This is a genomic window from Microbacterium sufflavum (genome assembly GCF_023091155.1).
GTDB classification, from domain to species: domain Bacteria; phylum Actinomycetota; class Actinomycetes; order Actinomycetales; family Microbacteriaceae; genus Microbacterium; species Microbacterium sufflavum.
This window is the reverse complement of sequence record NZ_JAHWXK010000001.1, coordinates 339,671-358,487: the sequence shown is the minus strand read 5'-3', so window position 1 is coordinate 358,487 and position 18,817 is coordinate 339,671. Positions and strand designations below refer to the sequence as shown.

General features: G+C 72.5%; 23 protein-coding genes and 1 tRNA gene. 8 read left to right on the top strand and 16 right to left on the bottom strand.

The features are described 5' to 3' along the window. The first annotated feature begins 12 nt into the window (after window positions 1–12). Both KZC56_RS01855 and KZC56_RS01850 read left to right on the top strand, forming a co-directional pair. Window positions 13–86, top strand: a tRNA-Cys gene (locus KZC56_RS01855). Between the two features lie 42 nt (window positions 87–128). Next, window positions 129–1,241 (top strand): DegT/DnrJ/EryC1/StrS family aminotransferase, encoded by a 1,113-nt coding sequence (locus KZC56_RS01850; RefSeq protein ID WP_206252763.1) that lies wholly within the window; start codon window positions 129–131, stop codon window positions 1,239–1,241. A 2-nt stretch (window positions 1,242–1,243) separates the two neighbouring features. On the opposite strand, the gene KZC56_RS01845 is transcribed toward KZC56_RS01850, so the two are convergent. Continuing rightward, window positions 1,244–2,095 carry an AraC family transcriptional regulator gene (locus tag KZC56_RS01845; protein ID WP_136034807.1) on the bottom strand — a complete coding sequence of 284 codons (852 nt, stop codon included), beginning with the start codon at window positions 2,093–2,095 and terminating at the stop codon, window positions 1,244–1,246. A gap of 119 nt (window positions 2,096–2,214) precedes the next feature. On the opposite strand from KZC56_RS01845, the gene KZC56_RS01840 reads away from it, so the two are divergent. After that, complete coding sequence (locus KZC56_RS01840; protein WP_247637721.1) at window positions 2,215–2,760, top strand: carboxymuconolactone decarboxylase family protein; 546 nt, start codon at window positions 2,215–2,217, stop codon at window positions 2,758–2,760. 43 nt (window positions 2,761–2,803) lie between these two features. Here the strand turns inward: KZC56_RS01840 and KZC56_RS01835 are convergent, their stop codons facing one another. Together KZC56_RS01835 and gabT are read right to left on the bottom strand one after the other, a co-directional pair. Further along, complete coding sequence (locus KZC56_RS01835; RefSeq protein WP_247637720.1) at window positions 2,804–3,523, bottom strand: glutamine amidotransferase; 720 nt, start codon at window positions 3,521–3,523, stop codon at window positions 2,804–2,806. Window positions 3,524–3,551: 28 nt separating this feature from the next. Continuing rightward, entirely contained in the window at window positions 3,552–4,895 is a 1,344-nt protein-coding gene (gabT, locus tag KZC56_RS01830) for a 4-aminobutyrate--2-oxoglutarate transaminase (RefSeq protein WP_247637719.1), read from the bottom strand. 76 nt (window positions 4,896–4,971) lie between these two features. Here gabT and KZC56_RS01825 point away from each other — a divergent pair, with 76 nt between their 5' ends. After that, on the top strand, window positions 4,972–5,751 hold the full coding sequence (locus KZC56_RS01825; RefSeq protein WP_136036665.1) for a YggS family pyridoxal phosphate-dependent enzyme: 780 nt from the start codon (window positions 4,972–4,974) through the stop codon (window positions 5,749–5,751). On the opposite strand, the gene KZC56_RS01820 is transcribed toward KZC56_RS01825, so the two are convergent. The 5 genes from KZC56_RS01820 to KZC56_RS01800 all read right to left on the bottom strand — a co-directional run bounded on the left by KZC56_RS01820 (window position 5,733) and on the right by KZC56_RS01800 (window position 9,945). Further along, the gene (locus KZC56_RS01820) at window positions 5,733–5,966 is read right to left on the bottom strand and encodes a CDGSH iron-sulfur domain-containing protein (protein WP_136034818.1); all 234 of its coding nucleotides are present in this window, start codon (window positions 5,964–5,966) and stop codon (window positions 5,733–5,735) included. The two genes, KZC56_RS01825 and KZC56_RS01820, sit on opposite strands and share 19 nt — an antisense overlap. Then, a complete protein-coding gene (locus KZC56_RS01815) occupies window positions 5,963–7,006 on the bottom strand; it encodes an iron-containing redox enzyme family protein (RefSeq protein ID WP_247637718.1) in 1,044 nt (347 codons plus the stop codon). Before KZC56_RS01815 ends, KZC56_RS01820 begins: the two co-directional genes overlap by 4 nt. A 129-nt stretch (window positions 7,007–7,135) precedes the next feature. Beyond that, window positions 7,136–8,557, bottom strand: coding sequence for an MFS transporter (locus tag KZC56_RS01810; RefSeq protein ID WP_247637717.1), 1,422 nt, complete (start codon window positions 8,555–8,557; stop codon window positions 7,136–7,138). 38 nt (window positions 8,558–8,595) lie between these two features. Beyond that, window positions 8,596–9,672, bottom strand: coding sequence for a carboxylate-amine ligase (locus KZC56_RS01805; RefSeq protein WP_247637716.1), 1,077 nt, complete (start codon window positions 9,670–9,672; stop codon window positions 8,596–8,598). Window positions 9,673–9,678: 6 nt separating this feature from the next. Then, window positions 9,679–9,945, bottom strand: a complete 267-nt coding sequence (locus KZC56_RS01800; RefSeq protein ID WP_136034827.1) for a DUF7218 family protein — start codon at window positions 9,943–9,945, stop codon at window positions 9,679–9,681. Between the two features lie 121 nt (window positions 9,946–10,066). On the opposite strand from KZC56_RS01800, the gene KZC56_RS01795 reads away from it, so the two are divergent. Beyond that, complete coding sequence (locus KZC56_RS01795) at window positions 10,067–10,231, top strand: hypothetical protein (RefSeq protein ID WP_017829325.1); 165 nt, start codon at window positions 10,067–10,069, stop codon at window positions 10,229–10,231. 70 nt (window positions 10,232–10,301) lie between these two features. On the opposite strand, the gene KZC56_RS01790 is transcribed toward KZC56_RS01795, so the two are convergent. Continuing rightward, window positions 10,302–10,508 (bottom strand): CsbD family protein, encoded by a 207-nt coding sequence (locus KZC56_RS01790; protein WP_136034830.1) that lies wholly within the window; start codon window positions 10,506–10,508, stop codon window positions 10,302–10,304. A 192-nt stretch (window positions 10,509–10,700) separates the two neighbouring features. Here KZC56_RS01790 and KZC56_RS01785 point away from each other — a divergent pair, with 192 nt between their 5' ends. Then, window positions 10,701–11,102, top strand: coding sequence for a four-helix bundle copper-binding protein (locus KZC56_RS01785; protein ID WP_136036669.1), 402 nt, complete (start codon window positions 10,701–10,703; stop codon window positions 11,100–11,102). A 19-nt stretch (window positions 11,103–11,121) separates the two neighbouring features. Here the strand turns inward: KZC56_RS01785 and KZC56_RS01780 are convergent, their stop codons facing one another. After that, window positions 11,122–11,469 carry a hypothetical protein gene (locus KZC56_RS01780; protein WP_206252770.1) on the bottom strand — a complete coding sequence of 116 codons (348 nt, stop codon included), beginning with the start codon at window positions 11,467–11,469 and terminating at the stop codon, window positions 11,122–11,124. Between the two features lie 293 nt (window positions 11,470–11,762). Between KZC56_RS01780 and KZC56_RS01775 the strand changes: the two genes are divergently transcribed. Then, window positions 11,763–12,254, top strand: coding sequence for an FBP domain-containing protein (locus tag KZC56_RS01775; RefSeq protein WP_136034836.1), 492 nt, complete (start codon window positions 11,763–11,765; stop codon window positions 12,252–12,254). Window positions 12,255–12,281: 27 nt separating this feature from the next. Here KZC56_RS01775 and KZC56_RS01770 read toward each other — a convergent pair whose 3' ends face one another. The 6 genes from KZC56_RS01770 to KZC56_RS01745 all read right to left on the bottom strand — a co-directional run bounded on the left by KZC56_RS01770 (window position 12,282) and on the right by KZC56_RS01745 (window position 17,955). Next, window positions 12,282–13,154 (bottom strand): PaaX family transcriptional regulator, encoded by an 873-nt coding sequence (locus tag KZC56_RS01770; RefSeq protein WP_247637715.1) that lies wholly within the window; start codon window positions 13,152–13,154, stop codon window positions 12,282–12,284. Continuing rightward, window positions 13,144–14,385, bottom strand: coding sequence for a kynureninase (locus KZC56_RS01765; RefSeq protein WP_247637714.1), 1,242 nt, complete (start codon window positions 14,383–14,385; stop codon window positions 13,144–13,146). The genes KZC56_RS01770 and KZC56_RS01765 overlap by 11 nt, the downstream gene beginning before the upstream one ends. A gap of 1 nt (window position 14,386) precedes the next feature. Next, window positions 14,387–15,352, bottom strand: coding sequence for an amidohydrolase family protein (locus KZC56_RS01760; RefSeq protein WP_247637713.1), 966 nt, complete (start codon window positions 15,350–15,352; stop codon window positions 14,387–14,389). 1 nt (window position 15,353) lies between these two features. Beyond that, window positions 15,354–16,205 carry a tryptophan 2,3-dioxygenase gene (locus KZC56_RS01755; RefSeq protein WP_136034845.1) on the bottom strand — a complete coding sequence of 284 codons (852 nt, stop codon included), beginning with the start codon at window positions 16,203–16,205 and terminating at the stop codon, window positions 15,354–15,356. Between the two features lie 49 nt (window positions 16,206–16,254). After that, window positions 16,255–17,310 (bottom strand): alpha/beta hydrolase, encoded by a 1,056-nt coding sequence (locus tag KZC56_RS01750; RefSeq protein ID WP_247637712.1) that lies wholly within the window; start codon window positions 17,308–17,310, stop codon window positions 16,255–16,257. Between the two features lie 120 nt (window positions 17,311–17,430). Continuing rightward, on the bottom strand, window positions 17,431–17,955 hold the full coding sequence (locus KZC56_RS01745) for a TetR/AcrR family transcriptional regulator (RefSeq protein ID WP_247637711.1): 525 nt from the start codon (window positions 17,953–17,955) through the stop codon (window positions 17,431–17,433). A gap of 80 nt (window positions 17,956–18,035) precedes the next feature. Here KZC56_RS01745 and KZC56_RS01740 point away from each other — a divergent pair, with 80 nt between their 5' ends. Then, on the top strand, window positions 18,036–18,746 hold the full coding sequence (locus KZC56_RS01740) for an MBL fold metallo-hydrolase (RefSeq protein WP_247637710.1): 711 nt from the start codon (window positions 18,036–18,038) through the stop codon (window positions 18,744–18,746). Window positions 18,747–18,817 lie beyond the last annotated feature (71 nt).

Here is an 18,817-nt window from a genome sequence, read left to right as displayed (position 1 = left end):
GCCGTAGAACCCGGTGGAGTGACCGAGTGGCCAGGTCGCGGTCCGCAAGACCGTGTACGCAGGTTCGATTCCTGCCTCCACCTCCAGACCGGCTCGCCCGAGCCGACCAGACGACGAAGGACACCGCCATGCACGACCAGCTCATCCCCGCCGCGAAACCCCTGATCGGCGATGAGGAGGTGGCTGCGGTCGAGCGGGTGCTGCGCAGCGGCATGCTCGCGCAGGGCGCCGAGGTCGCGGCGTTCGAGGAGGAGTTCGCCGCCCAGTTCCTCCGCGGGCGGACGACCGTGGCCGTGAACTCCGGGACGAGCGGGCAGCTGCTGGGACTGATCGCGGCGGGCGTCGGGCCGGGGGATGAGGTGATCGTGCCGTCGTTCACGTTCGCCGCCGTCGCGAACTCGGTCGTGCTCGCCGGCGCCACCCCGGTGTTCGCCGACATCGAGCCCGTGCACTTCACCCTCGACCCGGAGCACGTGCGCGCACTCGTCACTCCGCGCACGAAGGGCGTCATGCCGGTGCATCTGTACGGCCACCCGTTCCTGGTCGACGGGATCGAAGAGGTCGCCGCGGCGCACGGCCTCGCGATCTTCGAAGACGCCGCGCAGGCGCACGGCGCGTCGTGGCGGGGTCGCCCTGCCGGCACGATCGGGTCGTTCGCGATGTTCAGCCTGTACCCCACGAAGAACATGACGGCGATCGAGGGCGGCATGGTCGCCTGTGCGGACGAGGGCATCGCCCGCCGTGTGCGGCTTCTGCGCAATCAGGGCATGGAGACGCAGTACGCCAACGAGATCGTCGGCTACAACAACCGCATGAGCGAGGTGCACGCGGCGGTGGGCCGGGTGCAGCTGCGCAAGGTCGCGGCCTGGACGGCGCAGCGGCAGCGCAACGCGGCCGTGCTCGACGCCGCGCTCGACGGCATCGACGGGCTCACCGTGCCGCGGGTCGCGGAGGGGGCGGAGCACGTGTACCACCAGTACACCGTGCGCATCGCGGACGGGGAGCGCGACCGCGTGCGGGAGGCGCTGCGCGAGGAGCACGGCGTGGGCACGGGCGTGTACTACCCGATCCCGAACCACCGACTGCCGTCTCTCACGCGCTACGCGCAGGGCGTGGAGCTGCCGGAGACCGAGCGGGCCGCGGCCGAGGTGCTGTCGATCCCCGTGCATCCCTCGCTCACGGACGGCGAGCTCGACCGCGTCGTCTCCGGGCTCACCGCCACGATGTCGGCGGGCGGCTGAGGCTACGCGGCGAGACCCAGCCACGCACGCGGCGAGTGGCCGAGACGCTGCGTGAACACCCGGGAGAACGCGGAGGCGCTCGCGTAGCCGAGCTCCGCGGCGACCGCGCTGACCGTCATGCCCGCGCGGAGCTGTTCCTGCGCGATCGTGAGCCGCCACTCGGTGAGGTAGTCGCCCGGCGCCCGGCCGACGACCTCTTTGAAGCGGGCCGCGAAGGCGCTGCGCGACAGGGCGGCGCGGCGGGCGAGGGCCTCCAGCGTCCAGGCCTCTCCGGGGGCCTCGTGCATCGCGACCAGGGCGGGGGCGAGCCGCTCGTCGGCGAGGCCCGGCAGCAGCCCGGGCGGTAGGGCGAGGCCGTCGGGGTGGTCGAGCATCCACCGCAGCAGTTGGATCAGCACGACCTCGAAGAGGCGGTCGGCGAGCAGCGGGCGACCGCAGCGGACGTTGTCGACCTCGGCGAACAGCAGGTCGAGCGCGGGGGATAGGGTGGCGACCTCGTCGAGGGGCAGCACGATCACGGGCGGCAGCGTGCGGACGAGGGGGTGGGTGGCACCGCCGTCGACGTCGATCGTGGCGCACGCGAAGTCGGATTCCGCGGTCGGGGCGTTGAGGAACGTATGGTCGAGCGGGCGGGGGAAGAACAGCAGGCTCGGGCGGGTGATGCGCTCGCGCGCACGGCCGCCGTCGACGCGCGGATACGTCAGCTCCAGTTCGCCGCGGCGCAGCACGTGCAGGAACCCCTGTCCTCGGCTCGCCGCGAACTCCGTGGTGCCGCACAGGGGCCCGGTGTGGAAGAGCCGCGTGCGCACGCGGAACCGATCGAGCAGGGGCGTGAGGCGGTCGAGGGGTGGCACCTCTTCATTCTCTGGACGATCTGCGGTGAATGCAAGACCAGATGATGCGTATCGTCCGAGGGGTTCGAGAAGACTGAGGGCGGGTCGACACCCGGCCCGATCGAACAAAGGAGCATCCCGTGCCCAACGTCCCTCTCATCGACCGTGACGCCGCCACCGGACCCGTCAAGGACCAGCTCGACCAGATCGGTGCCGCGTTCGGCGCCGTCCCCGCCATGTTCCGGGCCGTGGCGAACTCCCCGGCCGCGCTGACCAGCATGTGGAGCGCGTTCGGCGCCTACGGGGGCGGTTCGCTCGGAGCCGCGCTCAGCGAGCAGATCGCGGTGGCCGTCGCCAACCGCAACTCGTGCGGCTACTGCCTCGCGGCGCACACCGCGCTGGGCAAGAAGGCCGGGCTCTCCGCCGACGCGCTCGCCGCGGCGCAGGAGGGCACCTCGGAGGACCCGCGCACCGCGGCCCTGCTGACCTTCGCGCTCGCGGTGGTCGAGCAGCGCGGGCAGGTGAGCTCCGCCGAGGTCGACTCCGTGCGCGCCCAGGGCTGGAGCGACGAGGAGATCGTCGAGACGATCGGCCAGGTGGCGCTCAACCTGTTCACGAACTACGTGAACCTCGCGCTCGACGTGCCGATCGACTTCCCGACGGTGCCGCTGCGTCGCGCCGCGTGACGACGCGGGAAGGGGCCGGATCCGCGGGGGATCCGGCCCCTTCTCAGTGCGCGGGCTCGACCTCGTCGAGCCAGGTTCCGATCGCCGTGCGCGCGCGGTGCTCGAGTCGGGGGCCGTGCACGGCCGCCTGTCTCCGGATCGAGCGGGGGTCGATGCCGCGGTGGTGCAGCTCGTGCGCATGGCCGATCAGCCAGCGCTCGATCGTGCGGTGGTCGGCTTCGACGTGGAACTGCAGCCCGAGTGCACGACCCCGCGAGAACGCCTGGTGCGGGAAGCCGGGCGTGCGGGCGAGGTGGCGCGCGCCCGGGGGGATCTCGAAGGCGTCGCCGTGCCAGTGCAGCACGGGCTCGCCGTCCAGCGCCGACAGCGGTGACGTGCGCCCGTCCGGGGTGAGGTCCACCGGCGCGTACCCGATCTCGACGCCGCCCGTCGGGGCGACCCGAGCCCCCAGCGCCTCGGCGAGCACCTGGGCGCCGAGGCAGATCCCGAGCGTGGGACGGTCCGCCGCGAGTCGTGCCGACAGGGCGTCCTTCGCGGGGGCGAGGAACGGGTAGCGGTCGTCGTCGTACACGCCGATGGGGCCGCCGAGCACCACCACCAGATCAGCCGAGGCGACCTCGGCCCGGTCGAGTTCGTCGACGCCGGCGTCGTGATACCGGACGCGGTAGCCGCGCTCCTCCAGCAGCGGCGCGAGGATGCCGAGGTCTTCGAACGCGACATGGCGCAGAGCGAGGGCGGTGCGCGTGGGGGTCGATGCGCTCATGGGTCTCCTGGACGGTTGGGAGTCGCGGTCAGCCGAGTGCGGCGAGGGCGTCGTCGATCACGCTCACCGCCGTGTCGAGCTGCGCGTCGGTCGTGGTGAGCGTGGGGAGGAAACGGATGACGTTGCCGTCACTGCCCGCGGTGAGGAGCAGGATGCCTCGCTGCGCGGCGAACTCCGCGATGGCCGTCGCGGCACCCGCGAGGGGCCGGGTGGTGCCGGGCTCGCTCAGCTCGAACGCCTGCATCGCCCCGATCCCGCGGACGTCGCCGATGATCGGGTGGCGCGACGCCAGCTCGGTCAGCCGTGCCCGCAGGTGCGCGCCGATGCGGTCGGCGTCGTCGAAGAACTCGCCCTCTGCGAGCTCGTCGAACACCGCGACGGCCGCGGCGATCGACACGGGGTTGCCGCCGAACGTGCCGCCGAGTCCGCCGGGGTCCGGTGCGTCCATGATCTCGGCACGGCCCGTCACTCCCGCGAGCGGCAGTCCGGCCGCGATGCCCTTCGCGGTGAGCACGAGGTCGGGCACGAGGCCGAAGTGCTCGCTCGCGAACCAGGTGCCCGTGCGGCCCAGGCCGGTCTGGATCTCGTCGGCGATGAAGACCACGCCGTGGCGCGTGCACCACTCCTGCAGCGCGAGCAGGTAGCCGTCGGCGGGCACGACGAAGCCGCCCTCGCCCTGGATGGGTTCGGCGATGACGGCGGCGAGGTCGCCCGCGCCGATCCGCTGCTCGAGGTAGCCGATCGTGCGGGCCGCCGCCTCGGCGCCGCTCAGGCCGTCGCGGTACGGGTAGGAGTTGGGGACGCGGTGCACATCGGGCGCGAACGGGCCGAAGCCCGCTCCGTACGGCACGGCCCGGTGGTTCATCGCGAGCGCCAGGTTCGTCCGGCCGTGGAACGCGTGATCGAGGGCGGCGACGGCGCGGCGGCCGGTGTGCCTGCGGGCGATCTTCACGGCGTTCTCGACGGCCTCGGCGCCGGAGTTCGCGAGCATCGTGCGCTTCTCGTGGTCGCCGGGGGTGTGCGCGGCGAGCAGCTCCGCGAGGTGCACGTAGCCCTCGTAGGGGGTGACCGTGAAGAGGGTGTGGGTGACGCGGTCGAGCTGATCCGCCGCCGCGGTGACCGCCGCGCGGTTCGTGTGCCCGATCGTGGTCACGCCGATGCCGCTGCCCAGGTCGAGGAAGCGGTTGCCGTCGACGTCGGTGACCCAGGGGCCGTCGGCGTGCTCGATGTAGACCGGCAGCACGCTGCCGACGCCGCGGGGCACGACGCGCAGGCGCCTCTCGTGCAGCGCGCGACTGCGGGGGCCGGGCACCTCGGTGCGCAGGCGCGGGGTGATCAGGGCGGTGTCGGAGAACAGGCCGGGCACGGTCATGGGCGGACTCCTTCGGAGGGAGGGCGACGGCCGGCGGGCGCGCGGCGTGACTCGAAGCTATGTTAGATTTTGGCCTATGTCAAAGTCAGCCGACGAGGAGAACACCTCCGCCCGCTACCCCACGGCCACCACCGTCGCCGACTTCCGAGCCAACGTCGCCGCCGTCCGCGCGCGCATCGACGCCGCCGCCGACCGCGCCGGGCGCGATGCCGCGAGCGTGCGGCTGCTGCCGGTCAGCAAGACCGTGCCGACCGAGCGGGTGCGCATCGCGATCGACTCCGGGCTGCGGCTCCTCGGCGAGAACAAGGTGCAGGAGGCCGTGCGCAAGCACCGTGAGACGGAAGACCTCGACGTCTCGTGGGCGATCATCGGACACCTGCAGACCAACAAGGCGCGCGATGTCGCCGCGTTCGCGCACGAGTTCCAGGCACTCGACCGGCTCCGGGTCGCCGAGGCGCTGGACCGAAGGCTGCAGGCGGCCGGTCGCGGTCTCGACGTGTTCGTGCAGGTGAACACCTCCGCGGAGGACTCGAAGTTCGGCATGCCGCCCGCGGAGCTGTCCGGGTTCCTGAAGGCACTGCCGGTGTACTCGTCGCTGCGGGTGCGCGGGCTCATGACGCTCGCGATCCTCACCCCGGACGAGACCAGGGTGCGCGCGTGCTTCCGCGTGCTGCGCGAGCTCCGCGACCGCGCCAGGGCGGACGATCCCGACCTGATCGGCGACGGGGAGCTGTCGATGGGGATGTCGGGCGACTACGAGATCGCGGTCGAGGAGGGGGCGACGTGCGTGCGGGTCGGGCAGGCGATCTTCGGCGCGCGCGCCCTGCCCGACAGCTACTACTGGCCGGAGGGCTGACGCGGCCCCTCGTCGTCGGTCCGGAAGCCGGCCGCCTTGTGAGTGCCGTCGCAGAACGGCTTCACGGCGGACAGGCCGCAGCGGCACAGCGCGACCGTGCGGCGGCCGGGGTCGATCAGCGCGCCGTCCGCGGACCGCAGCTCGATGTCGCCGCGGACGAGCAGGGGCCCGTCCGGGTAGGGGGTGACGGTGACCGGCTCGTCGCGCCCGCTCATGACGACTCCCGCCCGCGCAGCGCCGAGGCGCCGGCCGCCCAGGCGTCGAGCATGTGCTGTCCCGCCCAGCCGTCCACGGTGAGGCACGCGGCGGCCCCGAACACGATGTCGCCGAGCACCTCGGGGCGGTCCTCCGCCAGGCTGCCGGCGAGGTCGCGCGCGGCGATCTGCTCGTGCACCGCGTCGGCCTCCACGTGCTCGTCGAAGTAGGCGGCCACCTCGTCGGTGAAGCCGAGGCGCCGCAGCCCGTCCGCGTAGAAGCGGCACGGGATCGACGACGTCATCTCGTACGCGGCGAGGTGCCCGACGATGGCGCCGACCAGCCGGCGGTTGAGCCCGAACAGGGTCATCAGATTGTGCGAGGCGAGCGTGATCGCGGGGGCGTCGTTGACGTAGGCGCCGTACGTGTCGTCGAGGTCGGCGGCCCGCATGGCCCTGGCGTACAGCTCCGCGTGCACGCGCTGCGGCCGGCCGCCGCCGTACTCGTCCGACTGGATCTCGACGAGGGCCGCCTTCGCCCGGCCGGTCAGACGCGGGATCGCCCACGAGTGCGGGTCGGCTTCGCGCAGCGTGTAGATCGAGCGGAGGATCAGCGACTCCTCCGCCTGCTCCCGCGTGGCCTTCTTGGCGATGTAGCGCGCCACGCTCGGTCCGGTGTCGGCGGCGGCGAGCGCGAACAGGGCCCGGCCCACCGCGTCGACCGTCGGCTCGGGCAGCTCCGGCACCGGCACGGTCTCGCGCAGGGCCGCCTCGAACGCGTCTTCCAGGAGGCGGCGGGCGGTGATGACGCCCGCGTCCCACTCCCGCGATGCGTCGAGCGCGGGAAGCGATCCGTACGACGACGCGTACAGCACGAACAGGGCGAGTTGGATGTCGTCGTCGCGGACGACGTCGGTGGTCTCGGCCACGGCGGTCGCCGCGAGTTCCGGCAGGGTCGCGGTGTCGTCGTCGCCGGTGAGGAACGACAGCACGGCCGCCGACAGTGGTCCGCGCGGGGAGAAGCCGACAGCGGTGTCGGGGTCGAGGGTGGAGACGGTCATGAGGAGGGGCTCCCATCGGTTCGATCACCGGCATCCTCGCGCGGGCGCGCGAACGGGGCCAGGGACTTGACGCCGAGCCGTCGGGCAGGCAAGCCGCGATCGCGGTCCCGTGCGCGGACGCGTTGCGCCTCAGCCGCGACCGGGGACGGGCGGGGCCGGGGTCGGGGCCGGGGCGCCCTCCGCGGAGGCCGTCGGGTCTTCGGACGGGTTGCGACGGATGCCGATCCACGACACCACGCCGCCCAGCACCAGGAGCGCGGCCGTGACCCAGGCGGCGCTGTGGAAACCGTCGAGGTCGAGGGCGCCGCCGACGATCGTCGACAGCATCGCCACCACCAGGAGTCCGGCCACGCGCGAGACCGCGTTGTTCACGGCCGAGGCGATGCCCGAGTGGTTCTCGTCGATCGCGCCGAGGATCGCGGCCGTCAGCGGAGCGACCGTGAGCGAGAGGCCCAGCCCCATCACGACCATGGCGGGAAGCACCTGCCACCAGTAGTCGAACTCGGCGGACACGGTCAGCAGCATCAGCGCACCGGCCGCCATGATCAGCGGACCGATCGTCATGAAGAGGCGCGGACCCCAGCGCCCCGCCCACCCTCCCGCGCGCGAGCTCACCAGGATCATGAGGATCGTCATCGGCAGGCTCGCGAGACCCGCGGCGGTGGCACTGAGCCCGGCGCCCTGCTGCAGGTACACCCCGACCACGAAGCCGTTGAGCGAGAGCGCGGCGTACACGAACAGCGTCGCGAGGTTGCCCCAGCCGAAGTCGCGCACGCGGAACAGCCACAGCGGCATGAGCGGGGCGGCCGAGCGGCGCTGGCGCAGCAGGAACGCCGCGAAAAGGGCGGCGCCCGCGACTGCGGGGACCCAGATCGCGGGCGAGGCCCATCCGAGATTCGGCTGCTCGATCAGGGCGAACACGACCGCACCGAGTCCCACGGCGCACAGCGCACCGCTCCACCAGTCCACCCCGACGCCGCGGGGCCGCTCGGGCAGCTGGAGTCGAGCCAGCAGCAGCAGCGTCACGCCGATGGGCAGCACGTTGATGAGGAACACGAACCGCCACGACAGGAAGTCGACGAACAGCCCGCCCAGCAGCGGCCCGACGAGCTGCGCCGCGGTCGTGAAGGCCGTCCAGACGCCGATGGCCCTCGCCTGCACGTCGCCGCGCATCGTGGCCGTGATCAGTGCCAGGGAGCTCGGCACGAGCAGGGCACCCGCCGCGCCCTGGGCCGCGCGGGCGATGATCAGCATGAGCGGGTCGACCGCCGCGGCGACCGCGATCGAGGCGATGCCGAACGCGATCAGGCCGATGCGCATGACCACCACCCGGCCATACGCGTCGGACAGCGACCCCGCCAGCAGGATCAGCGCGCTCAGGGTGATGAGGTAGGCGTCGACCACCCACTGCTGCGTGGTGATGCCGCCGCCGAGCTCACGGCTGATGGCGGGCAGCGCGACGTTCACCACCGTGCCGTCGAGGAAGGTCACGAAGGACGCGAGCACCGCGATCGCGATGACGAGCCGCTGGAGGGGGGCGAAGGAGGCCACGAGCCGACCCTACTCCCGGCCGCGGACGCCGGGGCGGGTCAGGCCGACGCGGTCTCCGTCCCCGCGCGGAGCAGTTCCGTGAGCCCCTCGCGACCGCCGTCGCGGTAGGCGGTCCGCTGCCGCTCGGCGCCGGTTCCCTCCGCGCGCAGGCGTCCCAGGGCCTCGTCGACCGCGGCCTCGTCACCGAGCTGCTGCAGCACCGGGCGGATCTCGGCGAGCAGGCCCTCCGCGACCGCCCACGCGTCGGCGACCTCGCCCGACAGCGGGTCGACGATGCGCGCGCCCATCCCGGCCCGCGCCGCCGTCCACACCGACGCGTCCAGGGCGTCGATGCGTTCCTCGGCCAGCCGCTGCTCGGTGCTCAGCGCGATCGCCCGGCACAGTAGCGCCGACAGCACGGCATCGTCGGCGGTGAGCTGCGCGTCGGCGATCCGTGCCTCGACGGTGGGGTATCGCTCGGACAGCCGCACCGCCCACGACAACGAGCTGGCCTCGCCGATAGTGCCCAGGGCGAGCAGCTGCCCGACCCGGGCGCGGTAGTCGTCGAGGTCGTGGAACCGCGGCGGGCACCACGATGAGGGCAGTCGCCGGATGAGCATGCTCCGCCAGCTCGCGAAGCCCGCGTCGAGGCCGTGGGCGAACGGGCTGTTGGCGCTCAGCGCGAGCAGCAGCGGGAGCCAGCCGCGCAGGCGGTTGAGCGCGCGCACCCGTTCCTCCTCGTCGAGCACCTCGACGTGCACGTGCAGGCCGTTCACCTCGTGCTCGCGGGTCAGGTGCGCGAGCCGCCGGGCCACGTCGTCGTAGTGCGGTGACGGGGAGAGCCGGGGCGAGCGCGCGGTGGTGAACGGGCTCCCGGTCGGGGCGGCCACCGCGTGGAGGGCGCGTGCGTGCTCGCCCAGCAGGCTGCGCAGGCCGCGCAACTGGCGCCGCGCCGCCTCCGCGGTCGACACCGGCTCGGTGAGGCACTCGAGCTGCGACGCCAGGTACTCCGTGGTCACCCGCCCGGTCAGCGGGCGGTCGCCGATGCGCTCCAGGACGTCGCCGGACAGGCCGACGGGCAGCAGCGAGTTCTCATCGAGCAGGAGGAACTCCTCCTCGATCCCGAAGCGCGCCATCCCGCCTCAGTGGTTGCGCAGAGCGGAGATGAGCTCCGCCTTGCGCTTCCCGCTGTAGCCGGTCAGTCCGATCTCCTTGGCCCGCTTGCGCAGTTCGGCGACCGTCCAGTCCTCGTAGTCGCCGTGCTTCCCGCCCCGGCGGCCGACCGTGCTGCGGCCGTCCCTGGCGGCGGCGTTGGAGATGCGTGCGGCCTTCTCCTTCGAGGCTCCGTCGTCGCGGAGCTCTTCGTACAGCTCCGGGTCCTTCAGGGAGTTGTTGCGTGCTCCTGGCATTGCTCTGCTCCTTCGCGCACTCGGAGGGTGGAAGTCAACCCCCTCGAACGAGGGTGTCCGTGCGGTCTAGCGTGAGGGCACCGCAGTCGGGCGCCCGCGCCCCCAGAGAAGGGAAAGACCGATGAACATCCTCCTGATCATCGTCATCGTCATCGCCGTGATCCTCGCGATCACCGGAGGACTGGTGCAGTCGCTCCAGTTCCTGCTGTGGGTCGGTCTGGTGCTCCTGGCTATCGCCGTGATCGCCTGGCTGATCCGAGCGATCAGCGGCAGCCGCAAGGTCTGACCCGTGTGCGGAGGGGGAGGCTCGCCGGTCCGGCGAGCCTCCCCCTCTTCATGGGATCAGCGGGGCGGGATCAGCGGTCGAACGCGTCCCGGACGCTGTCGCCGGCCTTGCCTGCGGCGTCCTTCACGTTCTCGCCGGCCTGCTTGGCGTCGGCCTTCACCTGATCCGCCTGGCCCTCGGCCTCGAGCTTCTCGTTGTCGGTGAGCTTGCCCACGCCCTCCTTGACCTTCCCGCCCAGCTTCTCGGCGGAGTTCTTCATGTCGTCTGCGCCACTCATGTGGGGCTCCTCTCCTCGGCGGATCGATTGCTCTCCGAGCCTCGCATCGGTGGCGACGACGGTCCACGGGATTGACAATCGCCCCAGGCCGTGTCAGCGTTCCGCCCCATCGACGGGGGACCCCCTCAGCGGCTAGCCTGGCGCCAGGCGGGTGGTCCTGCCCGCTGTCCTCGACGAAGGGAGCGGAGCCCGATGGACGCGACGATGATGGGCGCGATGTCGAAGAGCATGGAGTCGATGCCCGACATGGCGATGATGGACATGGCGGTGCTGCAGGCCTGCATGGACGCGTGCGCCGCGTGCGAGCAGGCGTGCACCGTGTGCTCGACGCAGCTGATGGACTGCGCGCCCGCGTGCATGAACTGCGCCGACATGTGCCACACGATGATGCGGTCGATGCTGCGGATGCAGGGCATGACCCCCGCGACGATGATGGCGATGCTCGACGCGTGCATCGCCATGTGCCAGATGTGCATGGACGAGTGCATGCAGCACGCCGATCACAGCGACGTCTGCCGCCTCTGCGCGCAGGCGTGCCAGGCGTGCATGAACGCGTGCATGGCCGTGCGCGACATGATGATGGCGAGCGCCTGACGCGGCAGGACGGTCGCCGTCAGACGGTGGCGACGTTGAAGCGCGCGTCTCCCACGGCCAGCACGCCGTAGGGGACGTGGAGGGCGACGGGGGTGCCGACGGCCGCTTCGAGCGCGGCGCCGGAGCCGTTCCACAGCGCGTGCGCGGTGCCGTCGAGGGTGCGCACGACCAGGTCGCCGGTCACCGGATCGGCGGACTCGACCAGCGCGTCTGCCCAGTCGGCGGGCGTGGCGGCGGCCAGGCGGGCCTGGATCAGGTGCAGCGCGTGTCCCGGTGCGATGGAGGAGCAGCGGCCACCCGCGCGGCACATGCACGTCGCACGCTCGCTCACCTCGAGGGGTGACAGGCGGTGGGGCGACGTGGACACGGTGGTCTCCTTCGGTTCGGCGTTCCGGCCACAGTAGGCGGCGCGGGCGGCGGGACGCGAGGGCGGGCGACATCGGGCGAAACAATCGGGTGTAGGCTCGCCGGGTGCTGTCGTCGATGAGCGCCCTCGGGGCGCGGAGCGGAGCCGCAGGCGCGTTCAGCGCCGCGGGCAGAGGCTGAGGACCGGCCGGAGGCGGAACCCCCGTCCCCGGTGCTGCACCGTACCCGGCTCCTGTCCGGGGTCCTCCATCCGACCCGACTCGCCGCACGGCGACCGTCCGAAAGCACACTCCCATGCGTCCCCTCGACGAGCGCGACATCCGCGCCTCCTTCCTCAACGCCTCCCGCAAGGAGGTCTCCGACCTCACCCTGCCCGCCGGTTTCGCCGACATCGACTTCGATCGGCTCGACTTCCTCGGCTGGACCGACCCCAAGCAGCCGCGTCGCGCCTACGTCGTGACCTGGGTCGACGACGCCCCGGTGGGCGTGCTGCTGCAGCGCGCCGAACAGCGGGTGCTCGCCCGCGCCCAGTGCTCGTGGTGCGAAGACGTGACCCTCCGCAACGACGTGCAGCTGTTCGTCGCCCGCAAGGCCGGTCCGGCCGGACGCAAGGGCGACTCGGTCGGCGTGCTGGCCTGCGCCGGGTTCGAGTGCAACCGCTCGGTGCGGATGCTGCCGCCCCTCGCGTACCAGGGCTACGACCGGGAGCTCGCGCGCGACCTGCGGATCGTCCGGCTGCAGGAGCACGTCACCGGGTTCCTGGCCGAGGTGGCCGGGACCGCCTGAGGCCGTGGGCGGCGGGCCGGTGCGTCCTCAGCGCCGGTCCGCCACCGCCGGATCCGGGGTATCCGCCCGATCCACCGCGGCCGCCGTGACGGCGCGCACGTGCGCCAGCGCCGGCGCGGACAGCTCGGCCGACAGCGCCGTGAACCGCTCCACGCTGCGGGCGCCGGGCCAGTCCGCCGGCAGCATCGACGCGGGCAGCCCGGGGTCGGTGTAGGGCAGCACGCGCCACCGGTCGAGCAGGTGCACGTACGCGGCGAACGGCTCGGGCGGCAGCGTGCTGAGCGACGCCTGGAAGGCGAGGTGCTCCGTCCGCAGCGCACCCAGGTCCCACCACTGGGCTGCCGCCTCCACGAGGGTGCCGGCGGGAGCGGGGGCCACGGCGTCGAACAGCGTCGCCCACTGCCGCGCGCCGAGCTCTTCCAGGATCTGCGTCGCCTCGTCGCGCAGGTGACCGGGGCAGATCCACAGGGCGGGCGACACCACGCCCGCGCCGATCCACTGCAGCCGGCGACGCAGCTGATGCCGCACGCTGCGGGCGCTCTCCGGGATCGAGAACGACACCAGGCACCACGGGTCGGTGTCGCCCATCTGCCGCATGGTGAAGATGCGCCGGTCGCCGCGCTCCAGCATGGGCAGCGCCTCCGGGTTCAGGCGGTATCCCGCGGTCTCGCCGCGCTCGGCCAGCAGCAGCCCCTTCTGCTTCAGGCGCGTCACGCCCGTGCGGGCCTGGGCGGCCGGGATCCCCAGCTCGCCCGCGAGGTGCACGAGATGCGCGGCGGAGATCCAGCCGCCGAGGGGCCGCAGATACAGCCCGATCAGCGTCCGCAGCAGCGACGCCGTGCTGCCGGGGCGGGCATCGATGTCGTCGCGCACGGCGGTCGGCGCCGCCTCAGTCGTCATCGGACTCCAGGGCGTCGCGCACGGCCAGCACGCCCGTGATCGTCTCGACGTGCGAGGTGCTGAGCGGGGAGAGTCCGAGGCGGATGCCGTCGGGGAAGCGGAAGTCGGGGATGATGCCGTCCGCCCAGAGCCGGCGGGTGACGTCGCGGAAGTCGGGGTGGCCGATCGTCACATGCCCGCCGCGTCGCGCGGAGTCGCGGGGGCTCAGCAGCCGCACGCCGAGCGGGGCGAGCACCTCGTCGTACGCGCGCACCGCGAGATCGGTCAGCGACTGCGACTTGGCCCGCACCCCCGCGATCGTCGACTGCTCGATCAGGTCGAGCATCCCCTGCATCGCGAGCATCGAGGTGACGGGCGGCGTGCCGCTGAGCAGCTGCCGGATGTCGCCGCTCGGCACGTACTCCGGCCCCATCGCGAAAATGTCCTCCGCGCTCCACCACCCCTGGATCGGCTGCCGGAGCACCCCCTGCAGCCCGTGGCGGAGGTACGCGAACGCGGGGGAGCCCGGGCCGCCGTTCAGGTACTTGTAGGTGCAGCCGACCGCGAGGTCGACGCCCCACGCGTCCAGCTGCATCGGCACGACGCCGGCCGAGTGGCACAGGTCCCACATCATGAGCGCCCCCGCCTCGTGCGCCGCCGCCGTGATGCCCGGCATGTCCGCCAGCGCGCCCGAGCGGTAGTCCACGTGGCTGAGCGACACGAGCGCGGTGCGGTCGGACACCGCGGCCGTCACGTCGTCCACCGTCACGCCGTGCACCGGGTCGGGTTCCAGCCAGCGGATGGTCAGCCCCGTCTCGGCGGCGACGCCCTCGGCGAGGAACCGGTCGGTGGGGAAGTTGCCCGTCTCGATCACGAGCTCCGTGCGGGCGGGGTCGGCGGCGGCCGCGGCGCGCATGAGCTTGTAGATGAGCACGCTGGTCGAGTCGGCCACCACGGTCTGCCCGGCGGCCGCCCCGAGCGCGACCTCGCCGATGCGGTCGCCCAGGCGCATCGGCAGCGCCATCCACTGCTCGTCCCACGAGCGGATGAGCCGGGTGCCCCAGTCCTCGTGAACGAACGCGGCGAGCTTCTCCGGCATGTCCCGCAGGGGGCGGCCGAGGGAGTTCCCGTCGAGGTAGGCCGTGACCCCCGGCGCCTCGGCGAACGCGTCGAGGTGCGCGGCGAGCGGGTCGGCCGCGTCGAGGGCACGGGCGGCGTCGAGCAGGGCGGCGTCGGAGGAACGGTCGGTCATGTCACACCTTCAGGTCGGCGGCGGTAAGCGGGCGGGCGTCGAACGGATCGGTCGAGCCGTCCGGGAGCAGGAGCAGCAGCGCGCCGGGCTGCCGCGGGTCCGCGGGGGCGAGGGCGCGCAGCAGGGCGGCGTCGTCGAGCCCCGCGCGGCGGAGGGCGTCGAGCTCGGCGGGGTGGAGGTCGACCGGGGTGGGGCCGTTGCCCATGTCGGTGCCGTAGAGCACGGTGCCCCCGGCGGCGTGGAACCGTCGCACGTTGTCGACGGCGATGCGCAGGGCGGCGGGGTCGTGGATCGCGAGGGTCGAGATCCAGGAGACCGAGGCCGCGTGGCGGGCGACCTCGGCGTCGTCGAGGCGCTCGGTGAACGGCGCGTGCGCGAGGCGGGCGGCTCCGAGGCGTACGGCCCGCTGCGCCTCGCCGGGGCCCTCGGCGTGCACGACCACCGGCAGGCCGCGCGCGTCCGCGCGTTCGACGATCGCGTGGACGAGCGCGTCGGCGAACACCGGACCGGCCGTGCTGTTGCCGGCGACCTTGAGGAGGGCGACGCCGGCGGCCGCGAGATCATCGACCGCGGCGACGGCGGCAGCCTCGTCCGCGACCTCCCGCACCGACCCCGCGGGGGCCCAGTCGCGGTCGGACGGGTAGCCGCCGGGCGGGGTGAGGAACGCTCCGGCGTACCGGACCTCGACGGCGTGATCGGGGGTGGCCGAGTTGTGCACCGCGAGCTCACGCAGCACCGCGGGGTTCCCGCCCAGGTCGTCGACCCGGGCGAGGCGCGAGGTGCGCAGCAGGGCGTGGTCGACGAGCTGCAGGTGCACGTGGTGGTCGGTGAAGCCGCCGACGACCCCGCCGGGGACGCGAGGGAGGCCGGGGGCCGGAGTCTCGGCGCGGAGCCGCACGTGTTCCGCGGTCGCCTCGACGACGCCGTCGCGCCACCGGGTGCCGTCGAAGTACGTCGCGGCGTGCATCTCAGCCGCCGATCTCGGTGCGGACGGTGTAGAGCTCGGGGAAGAACGTGAGGTCGAGGGCGCGCTGCAGGAATCCGACGCCGCTGGAGCCGCCCGTACCGACCTTCATGCCGATCGTGCGCGACACGGTCTTGAGGTGCCGGAACCGCCAGAACTGGAAGTTGTCCTCGAGGTCGACCAGGTCTTCGCACGCCTCGTACAGGTCCCAGTGCGTGCCGGGGTCCTGGTAGATGGCGCGGATCGCGGGGACCAGCGCCGGGGTCTCGCGGTAGGGCTCGCGCACGTCGCGGTCGAGGATCTCGGCCGGAACGGGCAGTCCGCGGCGGGAGGCGTAGCGCAGGAACTCGTCGTACAGCGTGGGCTTCTCCCACTCGGCGGTGAGCAGCGCCAGGTTCGCGGGATGGTCGCGGAAGACGCCGAGCATCTTCTCGTTCTTGTTGCCCAGCGCGAACTCCACGGCGCGGTACTGCACCGACTGGAAGCCGGACGAGGTGCCGAGTGAGCCGCGGAACTGCGCGTATTCGGTCGGGGTGAGGGTGGCGAGCACGGACCACTGCTGCGTCATCACGTCTTGGATCTTCTTGACCCTGGCGATGCGCTTGAGGGCTTCACGCAGGTCGTCGGCGGCCAGCAGCGTGCGCGCGGAGGACAGCTCGTGCAGCACCTGCTTGAGCCACAGCTCGGTGGTCTGGTGCTGGATGATGAACAGCATCTCGTCGTGGTGCTCCGGCTGGCTCACGGGGTGCTGTGCGGTGAGCAGCTGATCCAGGGCGAGGTACGAGCCGTAGGTCATCCGTCCGGTGAGGTCGGTGACGATGCCGTCTTCCAGGGCGCGCTGGTTCTCCGGGTGCATGCGGAAAACATATCACTTCCGTGGCGACCGTCACAGGAGTGAAATGTTCTCAGCGGGTGGTGTGCTTCCCCAGGAACGCGATCGTCTCGTCCAGAGCGGTCCGGGCATCCGGCAGGTCGAGGTGGAACTGGTACTCGTGCGGCAGGGCGGGCTCGTGATCCATCGGCCAGAACAGCGTCGTGACCTCCACACCCAGGGACTCGAGGCGCTTCGCCATCGGGATCGACTGGAGCCAGGTGAGACCGTCGCCGTTGCCGCCGGAGATGTAGGTGGCGGGGAAGTCCGCCGTGACCCAGTCGAGCGTCGACATCGTCGACCCGGTGGAGTCCTCCGCCCAGGTCTTGGTGCCCGAGTACGCCCACATCGCGGTCTTGAGGCCCCAGCCGGCGATGCCGTCGAGCTCGGCCAGGGCTGCGAGGTCGTACACGCCGCAGTTGAGGATCGTGGCGGCGAGCTGGTCGGCCTTCAGCGACGGGTCGATGCCGACGATCTCGGCGTAGTCGGGGTTGGTGATGAGCGTGGCCATCTGGCTGGCGAGCTGGCTGCCGGCGGAGTCGCCCGCGAGCACGATCTGGTCGGGGTCGATGCCGAGTTCCGCGGCGTGCTCGTCGATGTAGGCGAGGGCCTGATCGAGCTGCCGCACGGCGAGCGGGTACACGCCCTCGGGTCCGATCGTGTAGTTCACCCCGACGGTCGTGTAGCCCTCGGCCGCGAGGATCCGGAGGTACGGGTCGACGTTCTCCTTCTCGCCCGAGATCCAGGCGCCCCCGTGGATCCACACCACGGTCGGCAGTGGACCGTCGGCGTCGGCCGGGCGGAACACGTCCATCGTCGTGTCGGTGCCCGCGTCGCCGTACGCGATCCCCTGCTGCACGTCGAGCGCGGTGTCGGGCACGTGCTTGTCCATCTCGGCGGCGGTCTCGTCGCCGCCCTTCGTGAACACCGCGCGGATGACCATGGCGGACGGCCAGGGGGTGAGGCTGCTGATGAGGGCGACCACGGCGGCGATGGCGACCACGATCACCACGATCACGTTCGTGCGGTGCCAGGGCTTCCGGGCCTTCGTGGGGTGGACGGACTCTCCGGTGTGCGCATCGGTGCTCATGGACCCTCCCGGCAACAGTGTGCCAGTATTCCGGCCCGTCGAATCGCCGGTGCGGGCGGGTGTGTCCCGGCGCCCCGTGCGATCGCGGCCGTCCCTGCGGGCCCGGGCCCGGGGAGGGGCTCAGCGGGAGAGGCCGCCGATGAGCTGCCGCAGGCCGTAGGCGTAGGCGCGGTCGACGTCGCCGCCCAGGCGGAAGGCGCCCGCGAGCTCCATCTGCAGGAACCCGGTCGCCCAGGCGGTGAAGAGCCGGGCGGCGTCGAGGGCGTCGTCGTCGCCGACCGTGGCCGCGCACGCCCGGATGACCGGTGCCGCCGAGCGCTCGAGGGCTTCCTGCGGCACGGGTGCGGCGAACATCAGCCGGAAGCCCTCGGGGTGCGCGTGCGCGAAGGCGCGGTAGGCGGTGGCGAGCTCGGCGAGGTCGTCGCCGGCCCTCTCGAGGCGCTCGCCCAGAGCATCGACCGTGGCGGTCGCCACCGCGGCGAGCAGTGCCTCGCGATCCTTCACGCGCTTGTAGAGCGAGGGGGCGCGCACGCCGACGCGCCTCGCCACGGCCTGCATCGTGAGGCCCGAGGGACCGGACGCCTCGAGGATCTCTCGTCCGGCGGTCACGATCGCGTCGGTCGTGGTGCGTTCGGGGGTCGGCATGCATCCTCCAGTGATGGCTATTGACAGTAGCCATCATAGCTACGTATCGTAGCTATCGCAATCATCCGAGAGGACCCGCCATGCAGCTCGCCCCGCACCTCCACCGCCTCGGCAACGACATCGTCGCCTCGTACCTGATCGACCTGCCCGGGGGCATCACGCTCATCGACGCCGGTCTGCCCGGACACTGGAAAGACCTGCAGCACGAGCTGTCCGCGATCGGTCGTCCGCTGTCCGACGTCCGCGGTCTCGTGCTCACCCACGGCGACAGTGACCACATCGGGTTCGCCGAACGCCTGCGCCGCGAGACCGGCGTGCCCGTGATCATCCACGCCGCCGACGCCCACCGCGTGCGCACGGGCGAGAAGCCCCGGACGCCGATGGGGCCCGCGCGCCCGCTCCCGATGCTGGGCTTCCTCGCCTACGGTCTGCGCAAGAAAGCGCTGCGCACGCCGCACGTCGCCTCGGTCGTCGAGGTGGAGGACAGTGCGGTGCTCGACCTGCCCGGCGCCCCGGTGGTCGTCGGTCTGCCCGGCCACTCGCCCGGCAGCATCGCGGTGCACGTGCCGGCGGTCGATGCGGTGTTCGTGGGCGACGCGCTCACGACGCGGCACGTGCTCACCGGGCGCGAGGGTGCCCAGCCGGCTCCCTTCACGGATGCACCCGCAGAGGCCCTGGCGTCGCTGGACCGGCTGGCCGCGCTCGACGCGTCGTGGGTGCTCCCCGGGCACGGCGCTCCCTGGCGCGGCTCCCCGGCCGACATCGCCGCCGCCGTCCGCGCCGCCGCCTGACCCCGTCCGTTCCGGTCGCGGTGCCCTGGTCGCGGTGCCCCCGGTCGCGGTGCTGGATCGAAAACGCGCGC

Bases quoted from the DNA above. Each gene is read 5' to 3' on its own strand.
- KZC56_RS01850 (WP_206252763.1), top strand. From the start codon at position 129: ATGCACGACCAGCTCATCCCCGCCGCGAAACCCCTGATCGGCGATGAG.
- KZC56_RS01835 (WP_247637720.1), bottom strand. From the start codon at position 3,523: ATGAGCGCATCGACCCCCACGCGCACCGCCCTCGCTCTGCGCCATGTC.
- gabT (WP_247637719.1), bottom strand. From the start codon at position 4,895: ATGACCGTGCCCGGCCTGTTCTCCGACACCGCCCTGATCACCCCGCGC.
- KZC56_RS01825 (WP_136036665.1), top strand. From the start codon at position 4,972: ATGTCAAAGTCAGCCGACGAGGAGAACACCTCCGCCCGCTACCCCACG.
- KZC56_RS01820 (WP_136034818.1), bottom strand. From the start codon at position 5,966: ATGAGCGGGCGCGACGAGCCGGTCACCGTCACCCCCTACCCGGACGGG.
- KZC56_RS01815 (WP_247637718.1), bottom strand. From the start codon at position 7,006: ATGACCGTCTCCACCCTCGACCCCGACACCGCTGTCGGCTTCTCCCCG.
- KZC56_RS01805 (WP_247637716.1), bottom strand. From the start codon at position 9,672: ATGGCGCGCTTCGGGATCGAGGAGGAGTTCCTCCTGCTCGATGAGAAC.
- KZC56_RS01800 (WP_136034827.1), bottom strand. From the start codon at position 9,945: ATGCCAGGAGCACGCAACAACTCCCTGAAGGACCCGGAGCTGTACGAA.
- KZC56_RS01795 (WP_017829325.1), top strand. From the start codon at position 10,067: ATGAACATCCTCCTGATCATCGTCATCGTCATCGCCGTGATCCTCGCG.
- KZC56_RS01790 (WP_136034830.1), bottom strand. From the start codon at position 10,508: ATGAGTGGCGCAGACGACATGAAGAACTCCGCCGAGAAGCTGGGCGGG.
- KZC56_RS01785 (WP_136036669.1), top strand. From the start codon at position 10,701: ATGGACGCGACGATGATGGGCGCGATGTCGAAGAGCATGGAGTCGATG.
- KZC56_RS01775 (WP_136034836.1), top strand. From the start codon at position 11,763: ATGCGTCCCCTCGACGAGCGCGACATCCGCGCCTCCTTCCTCAACGCC.
- KZC56_RS01770 (WP_247637715.1), bottom strand. From the start codon at position 13,154: ATGACGACTGAGGCGGCGCCGACCGCCGTGCGCGACGACATCGATGCC.
- KZC56_RS01765 (WP_247637714.1), bottom strand. From the start codon at position 14,385: ATGACCGACCGTTCCTCCGACGCCGCCCTGCTCGACGCCGCCCGTGCC.
- KZC56_RS01760 (WP_247637713.1), bottom strand. From the start codon at position 15,352: ATGCACGCCGCGACGTACTTCGACGGCACCCGGTGGCGCGACGGCGTC.
- KZC56_RS01755 (WP_136034845.1), bottom strand. From the start codon at position 16,205: ATGCACCCGGAGAACCAGCGCGCCCTGGAAGACGGCATCGTCACCGAC.
- KZC56_RS01750 (WP_247637712.1), bottom strand. From the start codon at position 17,310: ATGAGCACCGATGCGCACACCGGAGAGTCCGTCCACCCCACGAAGGCC.
- KZC56_RS01745 (WP_247637711.1), bottom strand. From the start codon at position 17,955: ATGCCGACCCCCGAACGCACCACGACCGACGCGATCGTGACCGCCGGA.
- KZC56_RS01740 (WP_247637710.1), top strand. From the start codon at position 18,036: ATGCAGCTCGCCCCGCACCTCCACCGCCTCGGCAACGACATCGTCGCC.